We start from the raw sequence: 23,724 nt of genomic DNA on the forward strand, positions 1-23,724 counted from the left end.
CTCCTTTATCTTCCATAAGCTGGCGCTGACAGACGCATCCCAGAACTTCTTGTACTCGGGACAGGTTGTAAGGAGATTGTCGTGGGTATCCGCCGCGATGCACTCTCCCTCCTTCATAACACAGATCTTGTCCGCATTCTTTACGGTGGACAATCTGTGAGCTATTACAAGAACCGTCTTGTCCTTAACTATCTCGTCTATGGCTGCGTTAAGCTTGTCCTCGTTCTCGGGATCCATAAAAGCAGTTGCCTCGTCAAGAACGATGATGGGCGCATCCTTAAGGATTGCTCTTGCAAGAGAGATTCTCTGTCTTTCACCACCGGAAAGCTGCTTACCACCGTCACCGGCCATAGTATTGATTCCATCGGGAAGCCTTTCAAGGAACTCATCGCACTGCGCTCTGCTTGCCGCTTCAAGCACCTGCTCTTTTGTAGCCTTGGGATTTCCGATAAGAATGTTCTCATAAAGAGATGTATTAAAAAGAAATTGCTCCTGCGAAACGTATGACACCTGATCATTCAGGGCTTCAATGGTCATATCTGTGATATCCTGACCACCAATCTTGATTGAACCGCCGTCAAGATCGTAATAGTGAACAAGAAGCTTTGCAAGTGTAGACTTACCGCTTCCCGACTCACCTACAAGAGCCGTAGTTGTTCCCTGCTTAAGTTCAAGGTTTACGCCATGGAGAACCTCATCATTCTCATATGCAAATCTTACATTTTCAAAAGAGATATCCATATTTGTTCCCGCAAAGCCGTTCTTGCCTTCCTTGAGAGGCGGACGATCCATGAGTTTTTCAAGCTCATCAATCTTGTACTCAAGCTGGGGGAACTTACCCGCAAAGTTAAGAGCCTTTAAGAAAGAAGGTCCTACTGAGAAAGACATGCACATAACAAGCACAAGCTTATCAAGAGTAAGCGCTCCGGAAAGGATCCAAAGAGAACCCACAGGAAGCATGAGCAAAACAACACAAGGCATTACACTTGAATATGTAGCCATCCAGGGCCAGCAGACCTTGTACCACTTAATGGTAAAGTCGCGGTAATTTCTTACAACATCACCAAACTTCTTGTATGAATCGCCGTCCTTATTAAATACTTTCACAACTTCCATACCGTTGACATATTCAACGATGGTATTGTTCATGTGGGCAGCGGATTCATAGTAGTCATTCATCATGGTAAATCCGGCCTTCATCATAATGCACATGGCAATTGCTCCCACAATAAGCGGAACAAGTGAAAGAAGTCCGAGCCTAAAATCCAGAACAAACATAATTACAAGGATCAGAACCGGAATAACGATATTGGCTATTCCCTCAGGAACCGCATGAGCCAAAAGAAGCTCGATCTGATCGATATCATCGGTGAAAATCTTCTTGATACGGCCTGTTCCGAGGTCCGCAATATTTCCAAGAGACTGCTTCTCAAGCTTACCCTGCAAAGAAATACGGATATTCTTGAGAGTGTTGTAGGCACTCATATGAGAAAACTCAAGTCCCTGAACATAACTGTAAGAATAAAGTATCTCGCAGATAAGAACACCCAAAACTCTCATCATCACAAATGATAAGCTTACACTCTCTCCTCTTGTAAGCGGCGCTATTATCTGATACAGGAAAAAATAAGGCACAACATTTGCCAAAATTCCAAAAGTCATCATAATAGCGGCCCAAACAGTGTACTTCTTGTACTCTCCGATGTACGGAGCCACCTTTTTAAACATCTTAGCCTCCTCCTTGGTTAGCATTCGCTAACTCTTGATCTATTTTTAAGCCGCCATTTAAGACGGCTCAAAATCAACACTATATTTATACAAAAGAAATCACTTAAGACCTACAACTCCCGGCCAGTCAAAGAAAGTGCACATGATCTTGCAATGCTCTTCTATCTCCTTACGGGACATACCGTGAACAAAGGGCTCATATATGGCATTCCAAAATGCCGTACACAGAACGTGCATCTCAGGCTTAGTTATCTTGGCCGTTGCACGCCCTCTCTTTTTGGTCTCCTGATAATATCTGTAATAGGAATCGGTCATACGTCTTGAAAACTCATTTATATAATTCTCATAGACCGTTCCCGATGCCTTATCAAGAAGAAGGATCAGATCCTCCTTGACATTCCAGAGAATATCAAACATCTCCATGGTCTTCTCCGGTGTCATATCCCACATATCATGCATCTCATCATCTGATAGCGGTGCAAGATCAAGGTCCATGCGAGTAAAGATATGCTCTTCTATAACATCAACCGCGTCTTGTACAACAGCGCAAAAGAGCTCTTCCTTGCCCTTATATCTCTTGTAGACCGCCCCTGTAGTAACTCCGGCGTTTTCGCATATTCTCTTTAGCTCAGCCTTAAGGAATCCTCTTTCCATGAATTCCTTGCGGGCACTGTCAAGTAGCCTCGGATCAATACTGGTGTCTCTGACTGACATATTTCCCCCTCTGTTTTATTACTGATAATTCGATTATCGATAATATTATTATCACTAACCCACAAGCCTGTCAACCATGAGTTGTAAATCTCAAATTTTTTCTTGCAATATGAAGGAAAAAGCGATTTAATAAACTGTGGAACAATTATCATAGGATATATATTCCTATTGATAAGGAAACTATATAAGAAAGTGGCAAAAGAGATTATGGAAAACCTTAAAATTCCCAAGAACTACAAATCGGCTCTTGATCTTCACGACACACAGGTAGGTATCAAGACTGTCAAAGATTTCTTTCAGGGCATGCTCTCCAACAAGCTCAACCTTCAGAGAGTAACAGCACCCCTGTTTGTAACACCCGAGTCGGGACTAAATGATAACTTGAACGGTGTAGAGAGACCCGTTTCATTTGATATTCTCAATGACAACGGACGTCCCGCAGAGATAGTGCATTCTCTTGCAAAGTGGAAGAGATACGCACTAAAGAAGTACGGCTTCAACGTAGGTGAAGGTCTTTATACAGACATGAACGCCGTAAGACGTGACGAAGTTACTGACAATATTCACTCAATCTTCGTAGACCAGTGGGACTGGGAAAAGGTTATAAATAAAGAAGACCGTAATATCGATTTCCTTAAGGAGACGGTAAAGGACGTATACAAGGTACTCAGAAAGACTGAGAAGTTCATGTCTATCCAGTACGATTACATTGAAGAGATCCTTCCTGAGGATATCTTCTTCATCACAACCCAGGAGCTTGAGGACATGTTCCCCGAGTACTCACCCAAGGAGCGTGAATATTATATCGCCAAGGCTAAGGGCGCTGTTTGCATCATGCAGATTGGTGACCTCCTTGCATCAGGAGAAAAGCACGACGGCAGAGCTCCCGACTATGACGACTGGGCACTCAACGCCGACATCATCGTATACTTCCCTGTTCTTGACATCGCACTTGAGCTTTCCAGCATGGGTATCCGTGTTGATGAGGAATCACTCAAGAGCCAGCTTGAAAAGGCAGGCTGCACAGAGAGAGCCGAGCTTCCTTTCCAGAAGGCAATCCTTAACAAGGAGCTTCCTTACACGATCGGCGGAGGAATCGGTCAGTCAAGAATCTGCATGTTCTTCCTCAGAAAAGCTCACATCGGTGAGGTTCAGTGTTCTATCTGGCCCGATGATGTTGTTAAGGCCTGTGAGAAAAGCGGGATTCAGCTTCTGTAATTTATTTTTCAATACGATACAACAAAAGGTTGCGAATAAACATCGCAACCTTTTTATATTCTTTAAATCAAACTGCTCCTTCGGCATGAACTCAAAGCTCTTTTGCTATCTCTTTAAGTGTATCCCTGATACTACCGACATCCTGATTCGAGTAATTGATAATAAAGCAGTGTTGGTTCTTTGCACTATCTACAAAATAATAATCCGAAAGAGCTTTTATCTTGATTCCCTTATTCTTAAGGCTATTTTCTATCTCAGCATCTTCCTTGTCGGTATCCAACATGATCAAAAAATGAAGGCCTGAGTCATTCTCAAGGATGCGACACTTATCTCTTAATGCACTTCTTTCAATAATCTCCATTAGTCTTCTTCTCTGCTTAGTATAATATAGCCTCATGCGATTTATGTGCTTTTCAAGATAGCCCTGGGAAATGAACTTTGCCAGGGTGTACTGCTCGAAGTTTGATAACGTACATGAATAAAAAGACATGGTCTCATAAAATCTGTTGGCAAGGTGCACCGGAAGGATCATGTAGCTGATACGGATAGTAGGTGACAAAGACTTTGAAAAGGTATTCATGTAAATAACCTTCTCATTTGCATCTATCGAAAACATCGGCGGAATCGGCTTTCCCGTCACTCTGAATTCACTGTCGTAATCATCCTCAATGATATATCTTCCGTCCCCACCATTTGCCCAGGCAAGAATCTCATAGCGCCTACTTGCAGGCATCGTTATACCTGTCGGAAAATGGTGATTGGGACAGATATGGGCAATCTCCGCTTTGCTCTTTTCAAGCTCTTTTACAGTAATACCGTTGTCATCAAGTGACGCATAAGAAAAGTCTATTTTATTCTGCTTGTAGATATCCGCAAGCTTCTTATATCCCGGATTCTCAATCACATATTTCTTGTCCCTGCCAAGAAGCTGCATGATAAGGCCGTAAAGATACTCCGTTCCGGAACCTACGATTATCTGATTTGGATCCACCAGCATACCGCGGAAAAATTTTAGATGCTCTGCAATTGCCTCCCTCAGTTCCATAACTCCTGCAGTGGGTGAGATCTGCATCAGTTCCTCTTTCATGTTGGACATGACATCTCTTGAAATCCTCGTCCATATGGAAAAAGGGAAATTATCCGGATTAACCCTGTTGCTTGAAAGGTCACACTCATACGTATCCCTGGAAGGAACCTTGATATCATAATTAACCTTGGAATCCGTCGCTACATTCGGCATCTTCTCAAGGTTTGCAACATAATAGCCTTTCTTGGGCTGCGTATAAACATATCCTTCGCTGATAAGCTGATCATACGCATTCTGTATGGTAATAATGCTGATCCCGTTATTCTGGGCAAAAGAGCGCTTGGAAGGAAGCTTCTCCATTGGTTTTAATTTACCCGATACGATATCGTTTTTTATACTCTTATAAACATACAGATATAACGGGCCTTTTACGTTATCAAAATTGTAAGTGATCATGTTTCCTCTCCAAAACTGGTAATACGGATAATTCTAATATTTTCATTTTAAATATAACCAGATTCATTATATTATTCATGCAAACAATAAGCAAGGAACTCTCAAAAGATGCATATTTATTGACATTTACCACAAAAAGTCTTACCTTTATCATGACGCTTATTTAATCAAACGTCATGATTATTTATTTTTTGGGGATTCACATGATAGATTTTTCAAATATTAGATCAAAAATACTTTCGCCGTCTCATATTATACCGGCAAGTTTTTTAATAACGATAATTGTAGGAGCAATTCTTTTGATGCTCCCTTTTTCATCGGCTGACGGAACGTTTACGGATTTTCTGACAGCGCTCTTTACCGCAACAACCTCCGTATGTGTTACGGGACTCGTAGTTGTGGATACATTTGCGCATTGGAGTTTTTTCGGTCAGCTTATTATCCTTATTCTTGTACAGATGGGCGGTCTGGGCATGATAGCAATGGCATCTATGCTGATGCTCATAACTCACAAAAAGTTTTCTCTGGGAGACAGACTGCTCCTTCAAGATTCTTTTAACCTAAGCTCGGGAACCAAGCTTCTTAAGTTCCTGACAAGAGTCATAAAAGGAACTTTCATCGCGGAAGGAATCGGCGCCGTTCTGTATTCGACCGTATTCATCCCGCAATTTGGCTTTTTAAAAGGCTTGTGGATATCGATATTTAATGCTGTATCTGCATTCTGCAACGCAGGAATGGATGTCATAGGTCCGAGAAGTCTTATGGACTATCGGAGCAATCCGATAGTGATGAGTGTGACTATGTTCCTTATTGTACTGGGCGGTCTTGGTTTTGTCGTATGGTTTGACACTCTTCATACCATAAAGGACGGTATTCACAAAAGATTCAATCCGATAATAATGGTAAAAAGACTCTCTGAGCACAGTAAGCTTGTTATAAGCTTTACACTCATACTGATATTTGGCGGAGCACTGTTTATCTTTATTACCGAATACAACAATCCCGGTACTATAGGCGAATTATCACTCGGGGGTAAACTCGTCAACAGTCTGTTTGAATCAATAACATTTAGGACTGCCGGTTTTGCAACCATTCCCCAAGAAAATCTATCAATATCATCATGCTTTATCGCATATGTGTTTATGTTTATAGGGGGTTCTCCTGTAGGTACGGCAGGCGGTGTCAAGACTGTTACGATCTTCCTTCTGTTTATGAATGTACGTACCTATGTCAGTCAGGAAAAAGAGCGGGTTATATTTAACAGACGTGTATCGGATGATTCTATGCGCAAAGCTTCGGCGGTCGTTTTTGTAAGCTTATCCGCCACTCTGCTTCTTACGATACTGTTGTCCATATTTAATCCCGTTCCCATGGAAGATGCCCTTTATGAAGTAGTAAGTGCCTGCGGAACAGTTGGCCTATCACGAGGACTTACAGCTTCGCTAAACTCCGCCGGGCGAATAATAATCATTATATCAATGTTCCTTGGAAGGACAGGTCCGATATCTATGATCGCATTCTTCTCAAGAAACAGGTCAAGCAATAACCGTATCAATTACTCAGAAGGAATATTTTACGTTGGATAAAAGGAGACAAAAGATATGAAGAAATCAATAGCTGTTTTAGGGCTTGGAAAATACGGATGCAGCGTCGCGGAAAGTCTGTATAACATAGGTGAGGATGTTCTTGTCGCCGATAAAAACGAGCAGATTATAAGAGATATGTCCTCAAAAGTCACCTCCGCGATATGCTGTAATCTAGAGAACGAAGACGAGGTAATGTCGCTCGGTCTTCAGAACATGGATATAGTAATTACCGGAATGGGTGGAAACATTGCGGCAAGCATAATGGTAGTGTCAATTGCCAAAGAGAAAGGCGTCCGCACCGTTATCGCTAAAGCTTCTTCGCCGCGTATGGCCAAGATTCTTGAAAGAGTAGGCGCCGATAAGATTATCAATCCCGAGCAAGAAGGCGGTATTCGATCCGCAAGAATTCTTGCTTCACAATCAATACACGATTACTATGAGCTTGACGAGGATCTCTGTATGGTTGAATTACAGCCCAGGCCATCATGGATCGGCAAGAGTCTTATGGAGCTTAACGTCAGACAAAAATACAACATGAACGTTGCCGCAATTAAAGAAAAGGGCGAAAACTGGGGCTATGTAAGTCCTACCAAAAAGCTTACGGAAAAGAACCTTCTCATGGTAATAATCGATAAAAAAGATATAAGCAAATGGAAATAATGATTTGAATATAAAACTAAAGCAGGCAGCCGAAACAGCAGCTGCCTGCTTGGTTTTATAATTTTATTTCTTTTCCCAGAGCAAACGAATAGATATATATTTCTTTCACACTCTTACCGGTTGAGGCTTCCAACGCTCTTTTATACAGGTCAAGCTGTATCTTATAGCGTTTTACAAGCTCCGCCTCATCGCGCACGTGGTCCGTCTTATAATCCATAAGAACTATGTCATCGCCTTCAAAGAACCAGGCGTCGATGATTCCCTGAATAAGCACCATCTCATCCTGAGGGAATTTATTATCAAGCTCATTTGCGGGAACTCCCATCATAAACGGCTTCTCGCGCATCAGCTTTCCTGCTTTAAAAGCATCTCCCATCCTCTTTCCGAGGTCGGTGCTGCGGAATGTGATAATATCCTTTATTTCAAGGCTATCGATATAGCTTCTTGTTATCCTGTCTTTGGTCACTAAATCCTCAAGCCAGATATTAAGTGCCTTCTCATCGTTCCCGACATTGTAATCCAGAAGCTCCATTATTCTATGATACGCCGTTCCGCGCTCTGCGCCTGTAAGGCCGATCAAGCCCTCTCGCTTTGCAGCTTCACCGGTACCCTTCGATGCTCCCGCAGCTGTCGCAATTAAGTCATCCTGTGCCTCGTAGTCCGCTCCAAAGTCTTCTTCCTTGGTGAAATGCTCGCCCATTTCCTCAAGGATATGCTTTTTAAGCTCGGTAACGGTAGTCTTGGTAAATAGCCCTTTCAGGTATTCATGCCCGTATTTGGCATTTAGTTTAGCTTCAAGCCTGCTCGCAAGGTCTTTATCGTAATAAGCCGAAATATCGTCTCGACGGAGCAGCCCTCTTACGCTCTCCGACTCCATCTTGGCCAGAATCTCATCCACGGTTACGGAATATATGCTAAACGCAGGAATATCGGGATTATTGTCCATGTATCTGTCTGAAACAAGCTCGGAAAGCCCGTATCTCTCCGCAATATCTTTTATCGCGGGATGTCTTATAAGCGAAGGCAAGATAAGATCGATATATCCGGAAGCACCAAGTCTCATGGAATAAGGGATCAGTTCTATGCCGTTTGATGCTCCGTGTGAAAGCTCTGCCTGCTTCTTAATCTCTTTTGACAAAGTATCGGAGAGCTTCTTCATTGAAGCCGTCATTATAAGCTTTTCCTTGGCTCTGGTAAGCGCAACATAGAGAACACGCAGCTCTTCTCCGAGACTGTCCGTGTTCATCTTATCCGCAACTATCATCCTCTTAAGAGTCTCCGACTTAACACGCAGCTTGGAATCGATGCATTTTACGCCGATTCCGAGATCCATATCCGCAATAAGGTCTCCTCTTGTATCCGTTCTGTTAAACTGCTTGGAAAGCCCCGAAACGAACACAACGGGGAACTCCAGTCCCTTACTCTTATGAATACTCATAATACGCACAACGTCAGCGTTTTCGTCTATTATTCCGGCTTCGCCGTAATCAACCTGCACGACCTTGATATGCTCAATATATCTGACAAAATGAAAAAGTCCTTTAAAGCTCGTCTTTTCAAAGTTCTCGGCACGCGAAAGAAGCTGCTCAATGTTTGCCCTTCGCTGGTTACCCGCAGGCATTGCGCTGACCGTCAGCTCAAAGCCCGTCACATCTATGATGTACTGTAAAAGCTCATGTACAGGTGTATATGCGGACATGTCTCTAAGCTTTTCGATGAAGTCAACAAACGCCGATAACTTGCTTTCCAGACCTTCTTCAAGCTGCTTACTATTATCAATAAGTTTCCTGATCCCGATATAGAACACCTCGTCAAAAGAGTCCTCGGCCGCCTCATTTACCGCGATCTTAATAAGCGCAAGCTCTTCATCGGAAAAGCCTCCGATAGGCGAATGCATTACGGAAACAAGCGGAATATCCAATGTCGGATTGTCGATCACGGAAAGAATATCCAGAAGTACCGACACTTCCCATGCATCAAAGTATCCGCTCTTTGATTCTATATATGACGGGATTCCCTGCTCTTCAAGAGCTTTTTTAAACACATCATCCCATCCCGACGGAGACCTTAAAAGAATAACAATATCTTTATACCTAAGCTCTTTATCTTCGCGCATAAGCTCATGGATCCTGTTTCCTATCGCATAAGCCTCATTTTCTTTTTCCCCGCTCGGATCGTCTATCAATATAAGCTCAGGGGTCATGTCAAAAGAGGGATCGGGGTAATCCGCTCCCGTGACAAGCTCCGCATCCTTGTCGTACTCTACACTTCCAAGGTCACTTCCCATTATCTTTCTGAAGATATAATTAGTACCTTCAAGAACTTCTTTTCTGCTTCTGAAGTTCTTGTGAAGGTCTATCCTTCTGTCGCTCGCAGACTCATCTTTACTGTATGTAGCAAGCTTCTCCATAAAGATCTCGGGCCGTGCAAGTCTGAACTTATAAATACTCTGCTTGACGTCACCTACCATGAACCTCTCGGAAACACCCGCCTCTTCTCCGGAAATTGCCTTAAGAATAAGCTCCTGTACGTTATTACTGTCCTGATACTCATCAATTAAAACTTCTTTAAAGAAATCCCTGTATTCAAGAGCTACAGGAGTCGGAGCTCCCGTTTCGTGATCAACAAGTATATTAAGCGCAAAATGTTCCATATCGGAAAAGTCTATCAAAAGCTCATCTCTTTTCCTATCATCAAACATCTGCTTATACAAAAGCGTCAATCTACAAAGCTCTTTAACCGCCCTGTCACACAACTTCATCTGATCGCAGACCATATCCGAAGGAAGCATCAGGTATTCTTCCGCTATCTTCTTGATATCCTTCTTGGCGCTGTCTCTAAGCTCCTTAGCTGCCTCTCTCTTATCCGTAGATACGCTGTCGTCCTTCTTGGAAGGAAGCCTGTCAAAAGATATTCCTCTTACAGCGTCAAACAGACCATCATAGGAAGTACATGAAGCCAGCTTGGACACCGCTTCCGCCTCTTTTTCAAGGAGTTCTCCGTACATATAGGGTCCGTCCGGCAGCAAAGTAAGATCATGCGCCGTACCAAGCTTATCTGCTGCTTCGGCAATCATTCTCTTAACTATTGCAACACATTCTTTTACCCAGGGAATCTCTTCGAAATCCATGCCCTCGATATCATAGTCGTGCGCCCTTTCATTCAGATAATCCTCAGGCCAGGGCATACTCATGGAAAAGCGATATAGCTTTTCTATATATTCCTCAACATTCTTGTCGTCGCTTCCGGTACCGAAATAGTCCATGCAAAAAAGGAAATCATCGTTACCTCCTTCCTTTGCTTTGACATATTCATTTTCAAGCATGGCTGACATCACGTCATCTCTTAAAAGCTTGAACTCTCCTTCGTCGCCTACGCGAAATGACGGGTCAAGGCCTATGAAGTTAAAGTTATTCTTAATTACATATTGGCAAAAAGAATCTATGGTAGTTATCTGCGCATTATGAATAAGCGTCTCCTGTTTCTGAAGATGCTTATTGTCAGGTTCCGATACCAGCTTTTCCTGAATCGCAAGCGTGATCTTCTCCTTCATCTGTGATGCTGCGGCCTTTGTAAAGGTAACAACGAGAAGATGATCTATATCAGCGCCTTCGTTTATCATTTGAATAATGCGCTCGACAAGAACAGCCGTCTTCCCTGATCCGGCGGCTGCCGATACGAGAACATTACATTTTCTGGCGTCTATTACCGCCTGCTGTTCTTTGGTAAACTCAACTTTCATTTCTGATACGCTCCATTGCGTCTTTATCGTCAAGATCAAGCTCCCTCTTGGAATATCCGGGTATCTTGTCATCAAAACCGCATATTCCCTTATAGCTGCAATACTTACAAGCATCGCGGTTATTCATCTCATACGGATTGACCTTGATATCTCCGTTTAAGATATTCTTGCCAAACTCGCGTATTTTCTTATCCACAAATCCTGAAATAGCTGAATAATCCTCGTTTGTAACGGTGCTCGAAGCCGCAGTTATATCTCCGCTCTTGGTAAATCCGACCGGGATAACGTCAGATGCCCCGTTTATGCTGCTATCGAGCATGTTTATAATTTCCCTGTTTTCGTTGACCAGGCCGGTCGTCTTGAGCTCTTTTATTATCTCTTGATTGATAACATCAGGTTGTAAATCAGCGGAGCCCTTAACCATGGGATCTTCCACGTGGTAATACAATATTGCCGCAGGAACAACTTCCTTTCCTCCGCTTTTTTTCGAGGCTACAGCCTTGGCAACATTCATATACAAAACAAGCTGAAGCTGAAGACCGTAATATAACGAGGCTAGGCTCAGTTTCTTTCCACCGGATTTAAAATCAATGACCTTTACATAAACATGATCCGAATCTTCGCATAGATCAATTCGGTCAATCCTTCCGTGAAGATTCATGCTCTCTATTATGTTATGTTTCTCATCTTCGGTGAGTGCAATATTTATCTCTTCGATCTTACCCGCTTCCCTAAAATCCATTTCAACATGTGCGGGATCAAAATTTCCTTTTGAAATCTGGTATTTGAGCGTGTCCACAGTCCTTGTAAGAATTCTTTTAATACGTTCCGCCATGAATTCATTACGTGCGTTACTTAAAAGGATCGTGTCACCGTACGCATCTATACATTCTGTTAAAGCTTGATTTAATATTACGTCAGAGTCCTCTTTTGAAAGGTCTTTCCACGATACATTCCGCTTTATTATCTCACCTGTATACTTCTCCAGAACTTCATGAAATACCATTCCAAGATCCGATGAATCAAAATCAAATTCTTCTCTCTCCGAAAGTCCGAGACCATATCGAAGAAAATGTGCATAGCAACAGGAAGCAAATTTCTCAAGACGGCTTACGCTGTTCTCAAGATTTGCCCCGTACAAAGCAAGTGCGATATTCTTGGCAAGAGGTCTGTCCTCGTAATGTTTAAAGGCCGCTTCCGTAAGCTTTTGAACAAAGCCTCCGCTCATCTTCTCCATACCGGCATCTGTATTGCTTTCACTCTCGACATTTTTGTTCTTCACGACTTCATATAACGTAGAAAGCTCTGTCTTTTTCCTATCGTCAAGAATTCCGAGAGAAAACTCTCTCATAAGCTCGGCAAGATTCCCCAAACTGTCACCTATACAAGAAGTCTGTTCCTCAAAAGGTGCATCCTCGGGCCTGTCTGTTTCCATTCCTTCGTAGAGAGACATGATCTTAGAAATAAGATATGCGGGTCTCACGCTCTTTCCGTCATTATCAAGCTCCGAAAAGGACAGATACAGCTTGTCTGTCGGCTTGGTGAGGTTCATGTAAAGGTATAGTCTCTGGATATACATCTGTTGCCTTGGCGTAGGTGCGAGCTCAACGCCCGTATCAAGTTCAAGAAGGAATTGCCTATCCATATCAGAGAGAATACCGCCGCCACCTGTACTTGATGGAATTGAACCGTCATTAACGCCCATAAAGAACAACGCTTTGATCTCTCTAAGTCTTGTTCTTTCGATATCTCCGACTATTACTCTGTCCACATCCTGAGGAATGGTTCCGACTTCTATATCGCCGAAGCCGACACTCAGAATATCTTTATATTCCCTAATATCAAGCTTATCTTCGCCTATCAGCGCGGAAATCTGCATCAGTATATCGATAACTTTTCCGTAAACCTGATCGTATTCTTTTGCCTTGGCGATATCTCCGAGTTTTTCAAATTTCTCTTTATATCGAAGTAGCTTCTCGCTGCAGGCGTTTTCTTCTATCATTTTTAAAAGAGCGTCTGTTATTTCTACAGCCGTTCCTTCTTTGGCATCAAACAAAGGCTTTAACTGAGCACTTATTGAAGCTCTCATACCTTCAAGCTTTTCCACAAGCTCAAGTTCCTTAGTCTCGGTATCTTCACTTTGGCTTCTTTGGCTGAATCTCGCAGGCATTCTGCGCATGAATCTGTCTTCCCATGCACTCCTACCCTTGATTCCGAGCGCTCTTACATAATTCTCCAAAAGATCCGTATCCTCTTTGGAGAAATCTGTCATACCGCTTCGCATATAGTGAAATACGTCTTCATATCTGTATCCGGAAATCACTATATTGATAGCACTCGTTATGTATTCTATAAAAGGATTGAGCATAAGCCCCGTATTCTGGTCTATATAAACCGGAATATCAAATTTGGCCGCAGCTCTTTTTATAAGATTGGCATAGCTTCCGAGATTCCCGCATACCACAGCGATATCCCTGTACGCATAGTCCTTGGCAGTCACAAGAGAGCGTATCTTTATCATAGTCTGGCGAACTTCCTCTTCGAGCGTCTGCGCCTCGAAAAGCTGTATGGAATCCTGTTTGTCCGTGTATTTCCTAGAGTTATATCTGAATAAATTCTGCTCAAGAAATGCAAGTGGCGGATTACTCTCCAGTCTTTTTACTACCTTGTCTTTTATAAAGATGTCTCCGTCTGTCTTGCTGCTCATCTCCGCGTTTCTAATATTTCTCCACGCCTCGAAATCAGGTCCTCCGGCAGCTATAACGGAAGTCTCTTTTAAAAGCGAATACTCGGCTTTTTCAAGGTCAAGTACCGTCTTCTTGGTCAGCATAAAGAGCTCCTGCTCCTCAAAAGAAGGAGCGTACGGATCTTCTTCGGGGCCTATTGTCAGAGAAACACAGACTTCCTTAGATACTCTCATAAGCTCTTTTATTACCCTGTACTGAATGGGAGTAAAGCCCGTAAAGCCGTCGAATACGATCACCGAATCTTTTAGCAAAGAAGAATTTGGTATTGCCTTGCATAAAATATCAAGTGTTTCTTCTGTGGTTATGAATTTTCCTTGGATGTAGCGTAGAAATTCGCTGTAAAGAAGTCTGAGATCTTTGATCTTTAAATTAAGCGCAGCCTTCTTGCCACTCTCGTTTTCCAGAGTCGCAAGCGCATCATCACTTATTCCGTACTGCATAAACTCAGAGATTGTTGACTTAACCTCATCGATATAGCCCGGTTTATGCATGTTTTTACCTATAACTTTCAGTCTGTCGCCGAGAATGTCAGCAACACGTCTAAGAACAAGACTCTTTCCGACATCGTCGAGCACAGAAAAAGAGCTTTTTGACGTCTCTTCAAACACTCTGTGTGAAAGGCGCCCAAAGCTCAAAACATCAATGTTCATTATCGCATGTGAAGGATGCATTCTGACAACATCCTTCTGAGTTTGCATCGTAAACTGATCGGGAACTATGAGCAAAAAATCAGTCCCGACATCAGTCAAACTTCTGTCTATGATCTCTTTTATAAGTCCGGTACTCTTGCCGGATCCCGAAGCCCCAAAACAAAACCTAAGCATCTAAAAAAGCCATCCTTACGCGGGATTCTAATTGGTTCCCACCATCTCGTCGGCATATCTGCTACATGAGATATACTTCCATTTATTATTATAATAGAAAGGCATAATCATGTACATCTGCATTCTGCCTGCATTTTCAAGCGACGATGAATGGAAATGATCCACAAGATAATCCGTACCGGCCTTTTTTATCCTGTCCCTAACGGTCGACATGTCATAAAAACTTATAAACCGCTCGATCTCCGACTTTTTGATATATAGCTCCGCGTAAGTTTTTACCGCCTTCTCTGCACTCTTAACACGGTCGGAGATTGCTATCTGCTCGCCCTTAAGGAAGATATTTTCAACGGTTCCCTCATCGTCAAAAATATCCACCCTGAAATACTGATTAAAAATATGTGCCATCGCAGCCTGAACGCTGTCGGCAAGATGACCGTCGCTATACAGCGTCACATTCCTTGATACAAGGGCAAAAGACGCTTTGTTTCCCTGCCTCGATATGAAACGCACCTTGGAATTGACGACGCTTCCGCCTGCTATATAATCGGCTTCCGCCCTACTTGTGAGAGAGCTCTCCGCCTTCTGCGTTATATCTTTTAACCCCTTAACATCGGGAAGCTCAACATTCTTAAGCCTCTTGTTTACTTCTTCCATGTTCGCGATTCCAATCGTATTAAGGAAGGTAACATAGGCATTATTCATGTAGAGCATGTTCATTTCGTTCTCATCGACCTCAAGGATCGCTATCGGAAGGTTGTTGAAAACCTCCATGGTCTTGGGACGTAGCGGCGTATTTCCAAGAAGATTGATCTCTCCGATCTTGTCGTAGTAGTTCCTTATCTCCATTGATTCACAGTGTTCGCCTACATTTGTAGCCTTTTCACCGCTGTCGTTAAGAGGCTCCGGCTTTCCGAACAAGAATCCCTGCAGCTTCTCACAGCCGATTCTTTTAAGAAACTCGTACTGCTCCTCAGTCTCCACACCCTCTGCGATTGTATGGATCCCGAGCTCTTTTGCCATATCCACGATATTTGCAAGGATTACCCTTGATTTCTTGTTGGTCTGAAACTCCCTAAGGAAGTTCATATCGATCTTTACGACATCAAAATCATAGGATTTAAGGTTATTAAAAGAGCTATAGCCTGCGCCGAAGTCGTCCATCCAAACTTCATATCCCGCATTTCTGAAGCTCTTTATCTGATCACCCAGAAAGTCCGCGCCGGATGCGACCGCACTCTCCGTTATCTCTATATTCAAAAGATATTTCGGAATGTCATACTTTTCCCTGCACTTATCAACTTCTCCGAGAATATCGCAAAGTTCAAAATCAAGCCTTGAAAGGTTAACGGACACAGGTTCCACATTGTGCCCCTGCTCAATATCTTTTCGAAGATCCGCGCATACCTGCTCAATAATATAGGTGTCCAGCTTATGAACAAGCCTTACATCCTCCAAAACCTCGATAAAAAGCCCCGGCGAGATAATCCCAAATTCCGGATCCATCCACCTCGCAAGCGCCTCATAGCCGCACACATTGCGGGTCAGCGTCCTGACTTCCTTCTGATAATAAACCTTGAAATATCTGTTGTTAAAAGCAGTCTCGAAGTTATCAAGTACATATTGTCTAAGCCTGTTTCTGTTTTCAAGCTCATCCGAATAAAAGTTGGTATCGCGGTCATAAACTCTGATAATGTCGTCACAGGCCGCCTTCGCCCTGTCTATCATGACAACAGGATCTTCCTCATCGCCTCTTGCAAGGTAGACTCCGGCCTTAATACGCATAACAAGGCCTTTCTCATACTTGTGAGCAATCTCACGCAGCTTATCCAGTCTTTCGGATATTTCATTTTGCATAAGTGAATTGGAAAGAATTATAAAATGATCGCCGCTTGCCCTTGCAACCAGCTCATTTGGAAAAACTCCCAGAATCTCCATGGCTATGCCCTTTATAAAGTCATTGCCTCCGGAGAAGCCGTATCTTTGGTTAAAAGACTTGAAATTCATGACGTTAATATAGATTATGACCGTATTAAGACAAGCCGCAAACTCCCCGTGTCCCTGAAGATGCTCAAGGATACCGGTCAGACTGTGCAGCCCCGTAAGTTCATCGATATGATATCTTTCTTCAGCCATAAATGAATCACGTTTTTTCCTCATAATCCCTGCCTCCATAACCAATGAAATAAAATCCCCCGTAACATTAGTTATTCGGAAACAAAATAACGTGCATGCATGAATATTATAACATACTTTACGAAAATTTTTCGTAAAAAAGTGACCCATTTCCCAATGGGCCACAATGATTCTTTACATGCTTAAAACAGACCTTTTACATATTCAACGCTTCTTAGATATTCTTCATCGGTGACCAGATGTTCAATGATATAGGTCATGTCCTTATCATATTCAAGGCCTTTTTCTATGACGTGCTTTATGTTGATCTCTCCGTTTCCGGGATAGGTTTCCTTGAAAAAGATCGTGTAATCATCCTGCATCTTAACGTCCTTGATATGGCAGCTCTTTATGTATTTACCGAGCTTTTCAAAGCATTCATCTATGAATTCTTCGTTGAAGAAATATCTTTTGGGAGTTGTCATCCAGTTAAAAAGATCAAGATGTACAGCAAATCTGTCTCTGTCTACATCTTCCATAAGCTGTAAATACTCATCCGGTCCCGTCGGATCCATCCAAGGCATGGGCTCTATCGTAAAATATGTATTCTTGGGATTAACGGCATCTATTATCTCTCTTATGGTCTTTACTCCAAGCTCCCAAGTCTCTTTGGAAAAATTGTCCTTGTATGCTCCGTCCCAGCGCTCACCTCTGGAGCCCAGGATATTTACACAGCAGCGCGCACCTATCCTGTCAGCAAGCTCGAGCTGGCCGATACTGTACTTAATTGCTTCTTTTCTTTTATCTTCATCAAGGTCAAGTGTGTTTCGCCAGATTCCGACTTCTGCGATCGTCAGGCCGTTTGCTGCAGCTTCTTTTACATATTCGTCGACAAGCTGCTCGTCATCCTTGCAAGTAGGCGAAAAATTGATGGCTTCAAGTCCGAGTTCTCTGTGTCTTTTAGCCCACTGTGCGGGGCTGTCGTGTTTAAGAGGTGATGACGTTCCAAGTTTCATACTTTTCTCCTTTTTCGCTTGATCTATATCTCTCCTAAGTCTGTTCCGGGCTTTATCGGCTCGGGTCTTTCGCATGTAGTAGTCATTTTGTAGGTTTCATTGTTATCTGCCGACTTTATTATGCCTTCAAGCGCTTCGGTCACATGCAAAATAAAGTCTCCGCTTGTTCTTGGCGTTCTTCCCTTTTCTATGGCATCGGCGAGATCCAAAACACCTATGCCTCGCGAATAATCTTTTACCCTGGGGAAGAGCTCGGGAAGTGTCACAAAGCTTTCGCTCCTTTTAACAGCGTCCTCGCTCTTATTATAAACGGTATCGGTGAACTGCTCTTTTCTGTATATTTTGGGGCTTCCACCGCCGAAGTTCGGATCGGGATAAGTCAAAGTGCCGTCGCTTCCGTATATCTCAAACATCGGAAGGTTCGATCTGTATATATCAAAACTTACGTTGAGATTTACTACCGCTCCGCTCTTAAGTCTCATGACCGCCGAATAATGCGTATCGGTCTCGGGCATCAGCTCTTTTCCCTCATCGGGGCCAACATAAATGTGGCGAACTTCCTGCCCCTTGCAGCTAAGTGCCGTTATGCTGTCGATCGGTCCAAGCAGCGAAACGATCGCCGAAATGTAGTACGGTGCCATATCGTAGATAGGACCTGCGGTCTTCATATAAAAAGCTCTCGGATTGCGGTGCCATGTCTCAACGCCGAAAGTAGTCATATTGGCTGTGACAAAAAAGGGCTTACCTATAAGATTGTCATCAAGATAATGCCTTACGCTCTGCAGTCCCGAGGAAAGAAAGGTATCGGGAGCACATCCGACAAAGAGATTTTTCTCTTTTGCCAGCTCGAGGATGCTCCTTGCATCTTCAAGATTCGCCGCAAAGGGTTTTTCGGAAAAAAGATGTTTGCCCGCATTTAATATCTTCTTGGACAGCTCTACATGAAATTGAGGAGGGGTGAGGTTGATTATTATGTCGATAGACGGGTCATTAAGTATTTCATCGACACTAAGTACGCGTGGGATACCATACTCGGAGGAGAGTTTACTGGCAGCATCCTTATTTATGTCCGCGCACGCATCAATTTCGAGTTTCTTATAGAACTGCTTGATATCGCCTGCATAAGTTCTGCTGATAACACCTGTTCCCAAAATTCCGACTTTACAGTTTCTCATAAGATGTTCCTTTCTTCGGGCTGTATAGCATTTGTGTAATCGCACTTTTATTATTTTAATATCATCAACTTCCTTTCACTTCTCATATCTTGCAATCGTATTTATCAAATAGTAAACAAAAAAGAATGTGCTGTCTGTTTGTTTTATCTGGTATTAAAAAAATAATCAAAATTGGGTATTATATTGATACCAGCTATGTAGTATATTCTATGAAGTGTGGGAAGATAGCATATTTCATCAGCCGGCAACACCCTACACAATATCAACATTTGGGAGAATACCGATGACACAGAATTCAGCTTCGGAAAATAACAAAAAAACTTCGGACCACGTAAAGTGGATCTGCATAACAGCCCTTTTTATGGCGCTCAACATCATTATGTCCAGCTTCGGAATACCGGTTCCCGGAGGACACTTATACCTCTGCGACCTTATCATATGCACGGCGGCGATACTACTCGATCCTCTCGCAGCATTTATCGTTGGCGGCGTCGGATCATTCCTCGGAGACCTTCTCTTTTATCCGGCTCCCATGTTTGTATCGCTTGTAACACACGGTCTTCAGGCACTCGTGATCTCTCTTATCGTTCACAACAAGATTATTAAGGGGGAAAAAGAGCATTTTGCGGCATCCGTAGTTGCAACTCTCATCGGCGCGGTTATAATGGTAGTTGGTTATACACTCGGAAAAACCTATGTATACAGCACTTTTGAATATGCAATGATTAAGCTTCCTTATGAGATCGCTCAGGCACTCCTCGGAGTGATCGGATCTCTCCTTCTTTGCTATAAGGCGGGACTTTTAAAGATATTCAAAAGATTCGATTTCAGCGATAAGTGAAGCACCGGCGCGCACGCAGCAGGCTTCACTTGAAAAGATACAATGAGAGGATTAAGAAATGGATTTTAAGGAAATAACATCACAAAGCAGACAAGCTGTAAGTGAAATTCTGGAAGGCGCAAGACTTACAAAGGGAAGCCTCTTTGTAGTAGGCTGCTCATCAAGCGAGATCCTTGGCGATCAGATAGGAACCGCAACAAACCTTGATTCTGCCAATGCGGTATTTGACGGAATAGTCCCCGTCCTTAAAGAGAACGGCATATTTATGGCAGCTCAGTGCTGTGAACACCTTAACAGAGCTCTTGTTGTAGAGAGAGAAGTTATGGAAAAGTTCGGATTTGAGCAGGTCAATGCAATCCCTCAGCCCAATCACGCAGGCGGAGCCTTTGCAACCGTATGCTATCAGAGATTTGAAGATCCCGTACTTGTAGAATCAATAAATCAAAAAGCCGATGCCGGAATAGACATCGGCGGAACGATGATAGGGATGCATATGCACCACGTTGTGGTTCCCATGCGTATCTCCCTTCGCAAGATCGGAGCCGCGCCGATAATATGTGCTCGCCACCGCCCGAAATACGTAGGCGGACAGAGGGCCATATACGACGAGGAATTAATGTGATATAGATAAGCCAAAAAATCGAGCCTTTATAGGTATCAGTTGTGAAGCATATGCTCCCTGATTCCTATAAGGGCTCAATTACTATTACATATTTCCTACTACTTCATGCTATATCTAGTATTTCTTGCTGCTCCTGTCTTTTTTATTAGATTTTTATCAATTAAGATATTTAGCGCTCGAATCAAAGTGTCTTTTGCAATACCCGTTAATTCTTCAAGTTCTCTTCGCGTCATCTCCCCCGAGCCCATAAGTGCGCTCAAAACCACTTCTTCTGTATCATTATTTACCTGTTTCGTTATTCGTACAGGTAACGTCACACAGATTGTATGCTCAGTAAACGAAAACTCCGGTTTGCAATGCTCATTCTTGTACGAATCCATTATTCTACGTATTCCTGTTCCAAACTTTTCAATATAATCAAGTTTCAAAAAAACTTCTGCAATTTTAGGATTACGTAAAATTGATACCTGTGAATACAAATATTCATCTTCTGAAATATCTTCAGGAAGCCCTCCCGGCGAAGTAATCTGTATTTTATCCTTATACATTGCAATCTGTACCGAAGCAGGAATATCCCACACACGATGAACAAGTGCATTGGCTACCGCTTCACGAAAAGCCGTCTCCGGAACAAGCTCAACAGTATTCCTTTTGGCTCCTTTTATTTCGTCATACTGATAGTACTTTTTATACATCTGAATTGCCTTGTTATATTCAGCAATCAGTGATTCCTTTTCTAATATCTCTCGATCCATTATTTGATTCTCAGATTCGCCAAATCTAACAATATCAATTCCTCTATATTGATTTATATCAGCCAACAATTCAGCCGCAATCGTATACCCTGTATCTTGTACATACAATCCAAGTGTCTTTTGAATATCTATGTCAAAGGAATCAATCTTAAGCACATTCTTAAGCTCTTTTTCAAGATATGAAAAAGATAATTCTTGATTGTCCGCAGGCAAATCCTCATAATTACGATTTGTTCCCTTTAATACCAACCGCTTTAATTCCACATTATCAACCGGTACGCTTGCTGTATCCGCGCGGCGATATGCTTTTCCATGATAAAAATACGGAGTCTCTGTTCCACGATAAATTGCCACAATAACTGTCCGGTTATTATCATTGACAGTTATATCATATTCCGGAACCGGTGTAATACTGTCATTAATTGCATTTTCAATATCAATTGCGGCTTTATGTGGATCCAAAAGCCCTTTAACAGAACCGTCGTCACAAATTCCGAATATTATCTTCCCATCATTATAGTTAGCAAACGCGCTTACCACCTTTAAAAATGTTTTAGAAACAGATTCCTTATATTCTATATATTTATTCTCTTGCTGCATACCATCACCTTTTAAATAATAATTCCACATTCCTTTGCAACGATTATACACTATCATCGCACATATTTACAACAATAATATGGAATCGTTGCAAATATGTGCGACGATTTTAAATTCTCGTTGCGCTTATTTACAGCAATAACTATTTATCCCTAACCTTTTCAATACTATATTCTAAACATATATCTTTTATTATTTGAAGCATAGAAATAATTTCAGTTTGTACATCTTCAGGAAATACTTCATGTTTTATAGCGAGTTCACGGATATTCGTAACTCCTCTCTTCCTCATTGCTTGTTGTAGTTTTGTAGATAATTTTATCCTTAATACTGGTGATGAATAATACCTTATTACACGAAGAGCATGCTCATTCAACAAGATATGTAGCTTATTACCTTCTTCATCTCTAGGCGCAATAATATCATAGTAATCCAGTAAATCACTAACATAAAAGAATCCTTGTTGCAATAATTCCAACATATCTTTTGCCGAAAGCATTGTACGTGTAATTGGTATTTCTTTTTCTATCGAAAAACTATTCTCTTCATCAAGATCATATTGCTCCATTCCAACTAATGTGGCATCGTAACCTTTCATTTCTTCTTGTTTTTCTATGATTTCTTCAATGCTCTTGCGACCCAGATTTTTAATATTGCTCATATCATGCATAGTTAATCGCATAAAATCATCTAATGAATCTATCTGAGCTCTCTTAAGACAATTACTTGTTCTGACTGATAAATTTAATTCCTTGATATCATCTTCTCCATAATAATCATCTCCAGAGCTAAATCTTGGAGAAGTCAAAAGCTTATAGAATAAAAAATCATCCTTTTTATAGGCAGAACTTTTTTTATAAACTGTTATCTCATTTCTAATAAGCTCTTCGAAACATCTTCTCTGTCCTATGTCAATCTTGTCATTTATCTTATACTCTTTATTTAAAAGAGCTTTTCTTATAACTCTTGACCTTGATGGATGACGCATTTTACGTAACGCAGTTGTCTCTATCTGCCGTATTCTTTCTCTAGAAAGATAATAGTCTTGTCCAACATCTTCAAGTGTTCTTTGTCTTCCATTCTTTATGCCATAACGTTTTATAATTATTTCCTTCTCTCGCTCGGTTAATGTATCCAAAACAACATCTATCGCTTTTCCTAGATACGTTTCATAATGATCCAAAAACGCTTTATAAGTAACCAGATTTTTTTCTCCAAATATCGCTGATATCAAAGCAAAATACCCTTGTCGTGGTTCACGTTCTAACTCGGCTTTGTTGTCATATAAACTAACAAAAAAATAATTACTCTCGACTTTTGATTCCTGTAAATCATCAGCTTGTACATGTCCTTTTAAGCAGTTACGTATATAGAAATTGTTTTGCTCCATAAATTTTCCCTCTCATAGTACAAAAAATGCCTACACATTCATTTCAACATATAATAATTCTACATCTTTATATTTATATTGTATTTAATCTTTTTATTCTATACTATATCCATATAAAATCTTAAAATCAAAAAACCCCAGATAAAAAAATCCAATGTCATTAAGTTAACATTGGACTCGGGGACAAAAAGAATCAAAGAGGATGTTGGAATAGTTCCTTCATCCTCTTTTTCTATGTCATTTCCACGTCAAAAAGACGGATTAAAATCCGCCTGAGCTTAACGTGTAAAATTCAAAGCTTTATGCTACCCTATAGAGGAAACCTCTGAAGATTCTTGCAGACTGGTATCTTACCCGGTGCCTGTCTGGTCTAATAGGTACAAGATTTCTTGAAATGATGGTTTCCAGATCTGGTGGAGATGTCGTACCGCGGTAATACTTTCTGCACATGTGAGCTGCGACCGAAAAATTGGCTTTATATGTATATTTTCTTTGCTTTTTCTTAATGACT

Annotated in this window: 15 protein-coding genes and 1 pseudogene; 5 read left to right on the forward strand and 11 right to left on the reverse strand. The window is 41.8% G+C overall.

The genetic code is table 11. From position 1 onward, the window contains the following. Both BM377_RS14355 and BM377_RS14360 read right to left on the reverse strand, forming a co-directional pair. A partial coding sequence (locus BM377_RS14355; RefSeq protein ID WP_092250111.1) for an ABC transporter ATP-binding protein occupies window positions 1-1,728 on the reverse strand: 1,728 nt, incomplete at its 3' end. Between the two features lie 99 nt (window positions 1,729-1,827). Beyond that, window positions 1,828-2,442, reverse strand: coding sequence for a TetR/AcrR family transcriptional regulator (locus BM377_RS14360; RefSeq protein ID WP_092250073.1), 615 nt, complete (start codon window positions 2,440-2,442; stop codon window positions 1,828-1,830). Window positions 2,443-2,649: 207 nt separating this feature from the next. Here BM377_RS14360 and asnA point away from each other — a divergent pair, with 207 nt between their 5' ends. Next, a complete protein-coding gene (gene asnA / locus BM377_RS14365) occupies window positions 2,650-3,660 on the forward strand; it encodes an aspartate--ammonia ligase (protein WP_092250114.1) in 1,011 nt (336 codons plus the stop codon). Between the two features lie 91 nt (window positions 3,661-3,751). On the opposite strand, the gene pdxR is transcribed toward asnA, so the two are convergent. After that, the gene (gene pdxR, locus BM377_RS14370) at window positions 3,752-5,143 is read right to left on the reverse strand and encodes a MocR-like pyridoxine biosynthesis transcription factor PdxR (RefSeq protein WP_092250075.1); all 1,392 of its coding nucleotides are present in this window, start codon (window positions 5,141-5,143) and stop codon (window positions 3,752-3,754) included. A gap of 203 nt (window positions 5,144-5,346) precedes the next feature. Here pdxR and BM377_RS14375 point away from each other — a divergent pair, with 203 nt between their 5' ends. Continuing rightward, on the forward strand, window positions 5,347-6,729 hold the full coding sequence (locus BM377_RS14375; RefSeq protein ID WP_092250078.1) for a TrkH family potassium uptake protein: 1,383 nt from the start codon (window positions 5,347-5,349) through the stop codon (window positions 6,727-6,729). A 15-nt stretch (window positions 6,730-6,744) separates the two neighbouring features. After that, a complete protein-coding gene (locus tag BM377_RS14380; protein WP_092250081.1) occupies window positions 6,745-7,389 on the forward strand; it encodes a potassium channel family protein in 645 nt (214 codons plus the stop codon). Window positions 7,390-7,444: 55 nt separating this feature from the next. Here the strand turns inward: BM377_RS14380 and addA are convergent, their stop codons facing one another. The 5 genes from addA to BM377_RS14405 form a co-directional block, all read right to left on the reverse strand. Further along, the gene (gene addA / locus BM377_RS14385) at window positions 7,445-11,131 is read right to left on the reverse strand and encodes a helicase-exonuclease AddAB subunit AddA (protein WP_092250085.1); all 3,687 of its coding nucleotides are present in this window, start codon (window positions 11,129-11,131) and stop codon (window positions 7,445-7,447) included. Continuing rightward, window positions 11,121-14,702, reverse strand: a complete 3,582-nt coding sequence (locus BM377_RS14390; protein ID WP_092250088.1) for a PD-(D/E)XK nuclease family protein — start codon at window positions 14,700-14,702, stop codon at window positions 11,121-11,123. Before BM377_RS14390 ends, addA begins: the two co-directional genes overlap by 11 nt. Window positions 14,703-14,729: 27 nt before the next feature. Beyond that, a complete protein-coding gene (locus tag BM377_RS14395; RefSeq protein ID WP_177223904.1) occupies window positions 14,730-16,859 on the reverse strand; it encodes an EAL domain-containing protein in 2,130 nt (709 codons plus the stop codon). A 158-nt stretch (window positions 16,860-17,017) separates the two neighbouring features. Beyond that, window positions 17,018-17,830 (reverse strand): sugar phosphate isomerase/epimerase family protein, encoded by an 813-nt coding sequence (locus BM377_RS14400; protein ID WP_092250094.1) that lies wholly within the window; start codon window positions 17,828-17,830, stop codon window positions 17,018-17,020. 23 nt (window positions 17,831-17,853) lie between these two features. Then, window positions 17,854-19,005, reverse strand: coding sequence for a Gfo/Idh/MocA family protein (locus BM377_RS14405; protein ID WP_092250096.1), 1,152 nt, complete (start codon window positions 19,003-19,005; stop codon window positions 17,854-17,856). Window positions 19,006-19,288: 283 nt separating this feature from the next. Between BM377_RS14405 and BM377_RS14410 the strand changes: the two genes are divergently transcribed. Both BM377_RS14410 and BM377_RS14415 read left to right on the forward strand, forming a co-directional pair. Next, complete coding sequence (locus BM377_RS14410) at window positions 19,289-19,846, forward strand: ECF transporter S component (RefSeq protein ID WP_092250099.1); 558 nt, start codon at window positions 19,289-19,291, stop codon at window positions 19,844-19,846. A gap of 58 nt (window positions 19,847-19,904) precedes the next feature. Then, window positions 19,905-20,468: a TIGR01440 family protein gene (locus tag BM377_RS14415; protein WP_092250102.1), complete on the forward strand. Its 564-nt coding sequence runs from the start codon at window positions 19,905-19,907 to the stop codon at window positions 20,466-20,468. Between the two features lie 98 nt (window positions 20,469-20,566). Here the strand turns inward: BM377_RS14415 and BM377_RS14420 are convergent, their stop codons facing one another. The 3 genes and pseudogenes from BM377_RS14420 to BM377_RS16435 all read right to left on the reverse strand — a co-directional run. Next, window positions 20,567-21,823, reverse strand: coding sequence for an ATP-binding protein (locus BM377_RS14420; RefSeq protein WP_177223905.1), 1,257 nt, complete (start codon window positions 21,821-21,823; stop codon window positions 20,567-20,569). A gap of 142 nt (window positions 21,824-21,965) precedes the next feature. Further along, window positions 21,966-23,213, reverse strand: coding sequence for a DNA-directed RNA polymerase subunit alpha C-terminal domain-containing protein (locus tag BM377_RS14425; RefSeq protein ID WP_092250108.1), 1,248 nt, complete (start codon window positions 23,211-23,213; stop codon window positions 21,966-21,968). Window positions 23,214-23,513: 300 nt separating this feature from the next. Further along, window positions 23,514-23,724, reverse strand: a pseudogene (locus BM377_RS16435) (IS4 family transposase); the annotation flags it as partial.

This window comes from Butyrivibrio sp. INlla21 (assembly GCF_900116875.1).
GTDB lineage: Bacteria > Bacillota > Clostridia > Lachnospirales > Lachnospiraceae > Butyrivibrio.

Bases quoted from the DNA above. Each gene is read 5' to 3' on its own strand.
- BM377_RS14360 (WP_092250073.1), bottom strand. From the start codon at position 2,442: ATGTCAGTCAGAGACACCAGTATTGATCCGAGGCTACTTGACAGTGCC.
- asnA (WP_092250114.1), top strand. From the start codon at position 2,650: ATGGAAAACCTTAAAATTCCCAAGAACTACAAATCGGCTCTTGATCTT.
- pdxR (WP_092250075.1), bottom strand. From the start codon at position 5,143: ATGATCACTTACAATTTTGATAACGTAAAAGGCCCGTTATATCTGTAT.
- BM377_RS14375 (WP_092250078.1), top strand. From the start codon at position 5,347: ATGATAGATTTTTCAAATATTAGATCAAAAATACTTTCGCCGTCTCAT.
- BM377_RS14380 (WP_092250081.1), top strand. From the start codon at position 6,745: ATGAAGAAATCAATAGCTGTTTTAGGGCTTGGAAAATACGGATGCAGC.
- addA (WP_092250085.1), bottom strand. From the start codon at position 11,131: ATGAAAGTTGAGTTTACCAAAGAACAGCAGGCGGTAATAGACGCCAGA.
- BM377_RS14390 (WP_092250088.1), bottom strand. From the start codon at position 14,702: ATGCTTAGGTTTTGTTTTGGGGCTTCGGGATCCGGCAAGAGTACCGGA.
- BM377_RS14395 (WP_177223904.1), bottom strand. From the start codon at position 16,859: ATGAGGAAAAAACGTGATTCATTTATGGCTGAAGAAAGATATCATATC.
- BM377_RS14400 (WP_092250094.1), bottom strand. From the start codon at position 17,830: ATGAAACTTGGAACGTCATCACCTCTTAAACACGACAGCCCCGCACAG.
- BM377_RS14405 (WP_092250096.1), bottom strand. From the start codon at position 19,005: ATGAGAAACTGTAAAGTCGGAATTTTGGGAACAGGTGTTATCAGCAGA.
- BM377_RS14410 (WP_092250099.1), top strand. From the start codon at position 19,289: ATGACACAGAATTCAGCTTCGGAAAATAACAAAAAAACTTCGGACCAC.
- BM377_RS14415 (WP_092250102.1), top strand. From the start codon at position 19,905: ATGGATTTTAAGGAAATAACATCACAAAGCAGACAAGCTGTAAGTGAA.
- BM377_RS14420 (WP_177223905.1), bottom strand. From the start codon at position 21,823: ATGCAGCAAGAGAATAAATATATAGAATATAAGGAATCTGTTTCTAAA.
- BM377_RS14425 (WP_092250108.1), bottom strand. From the start codon at position 23,213: ATGGAGCAAAACAATTTCTATATACGTAACTGCTTAAAAGGACATGTA.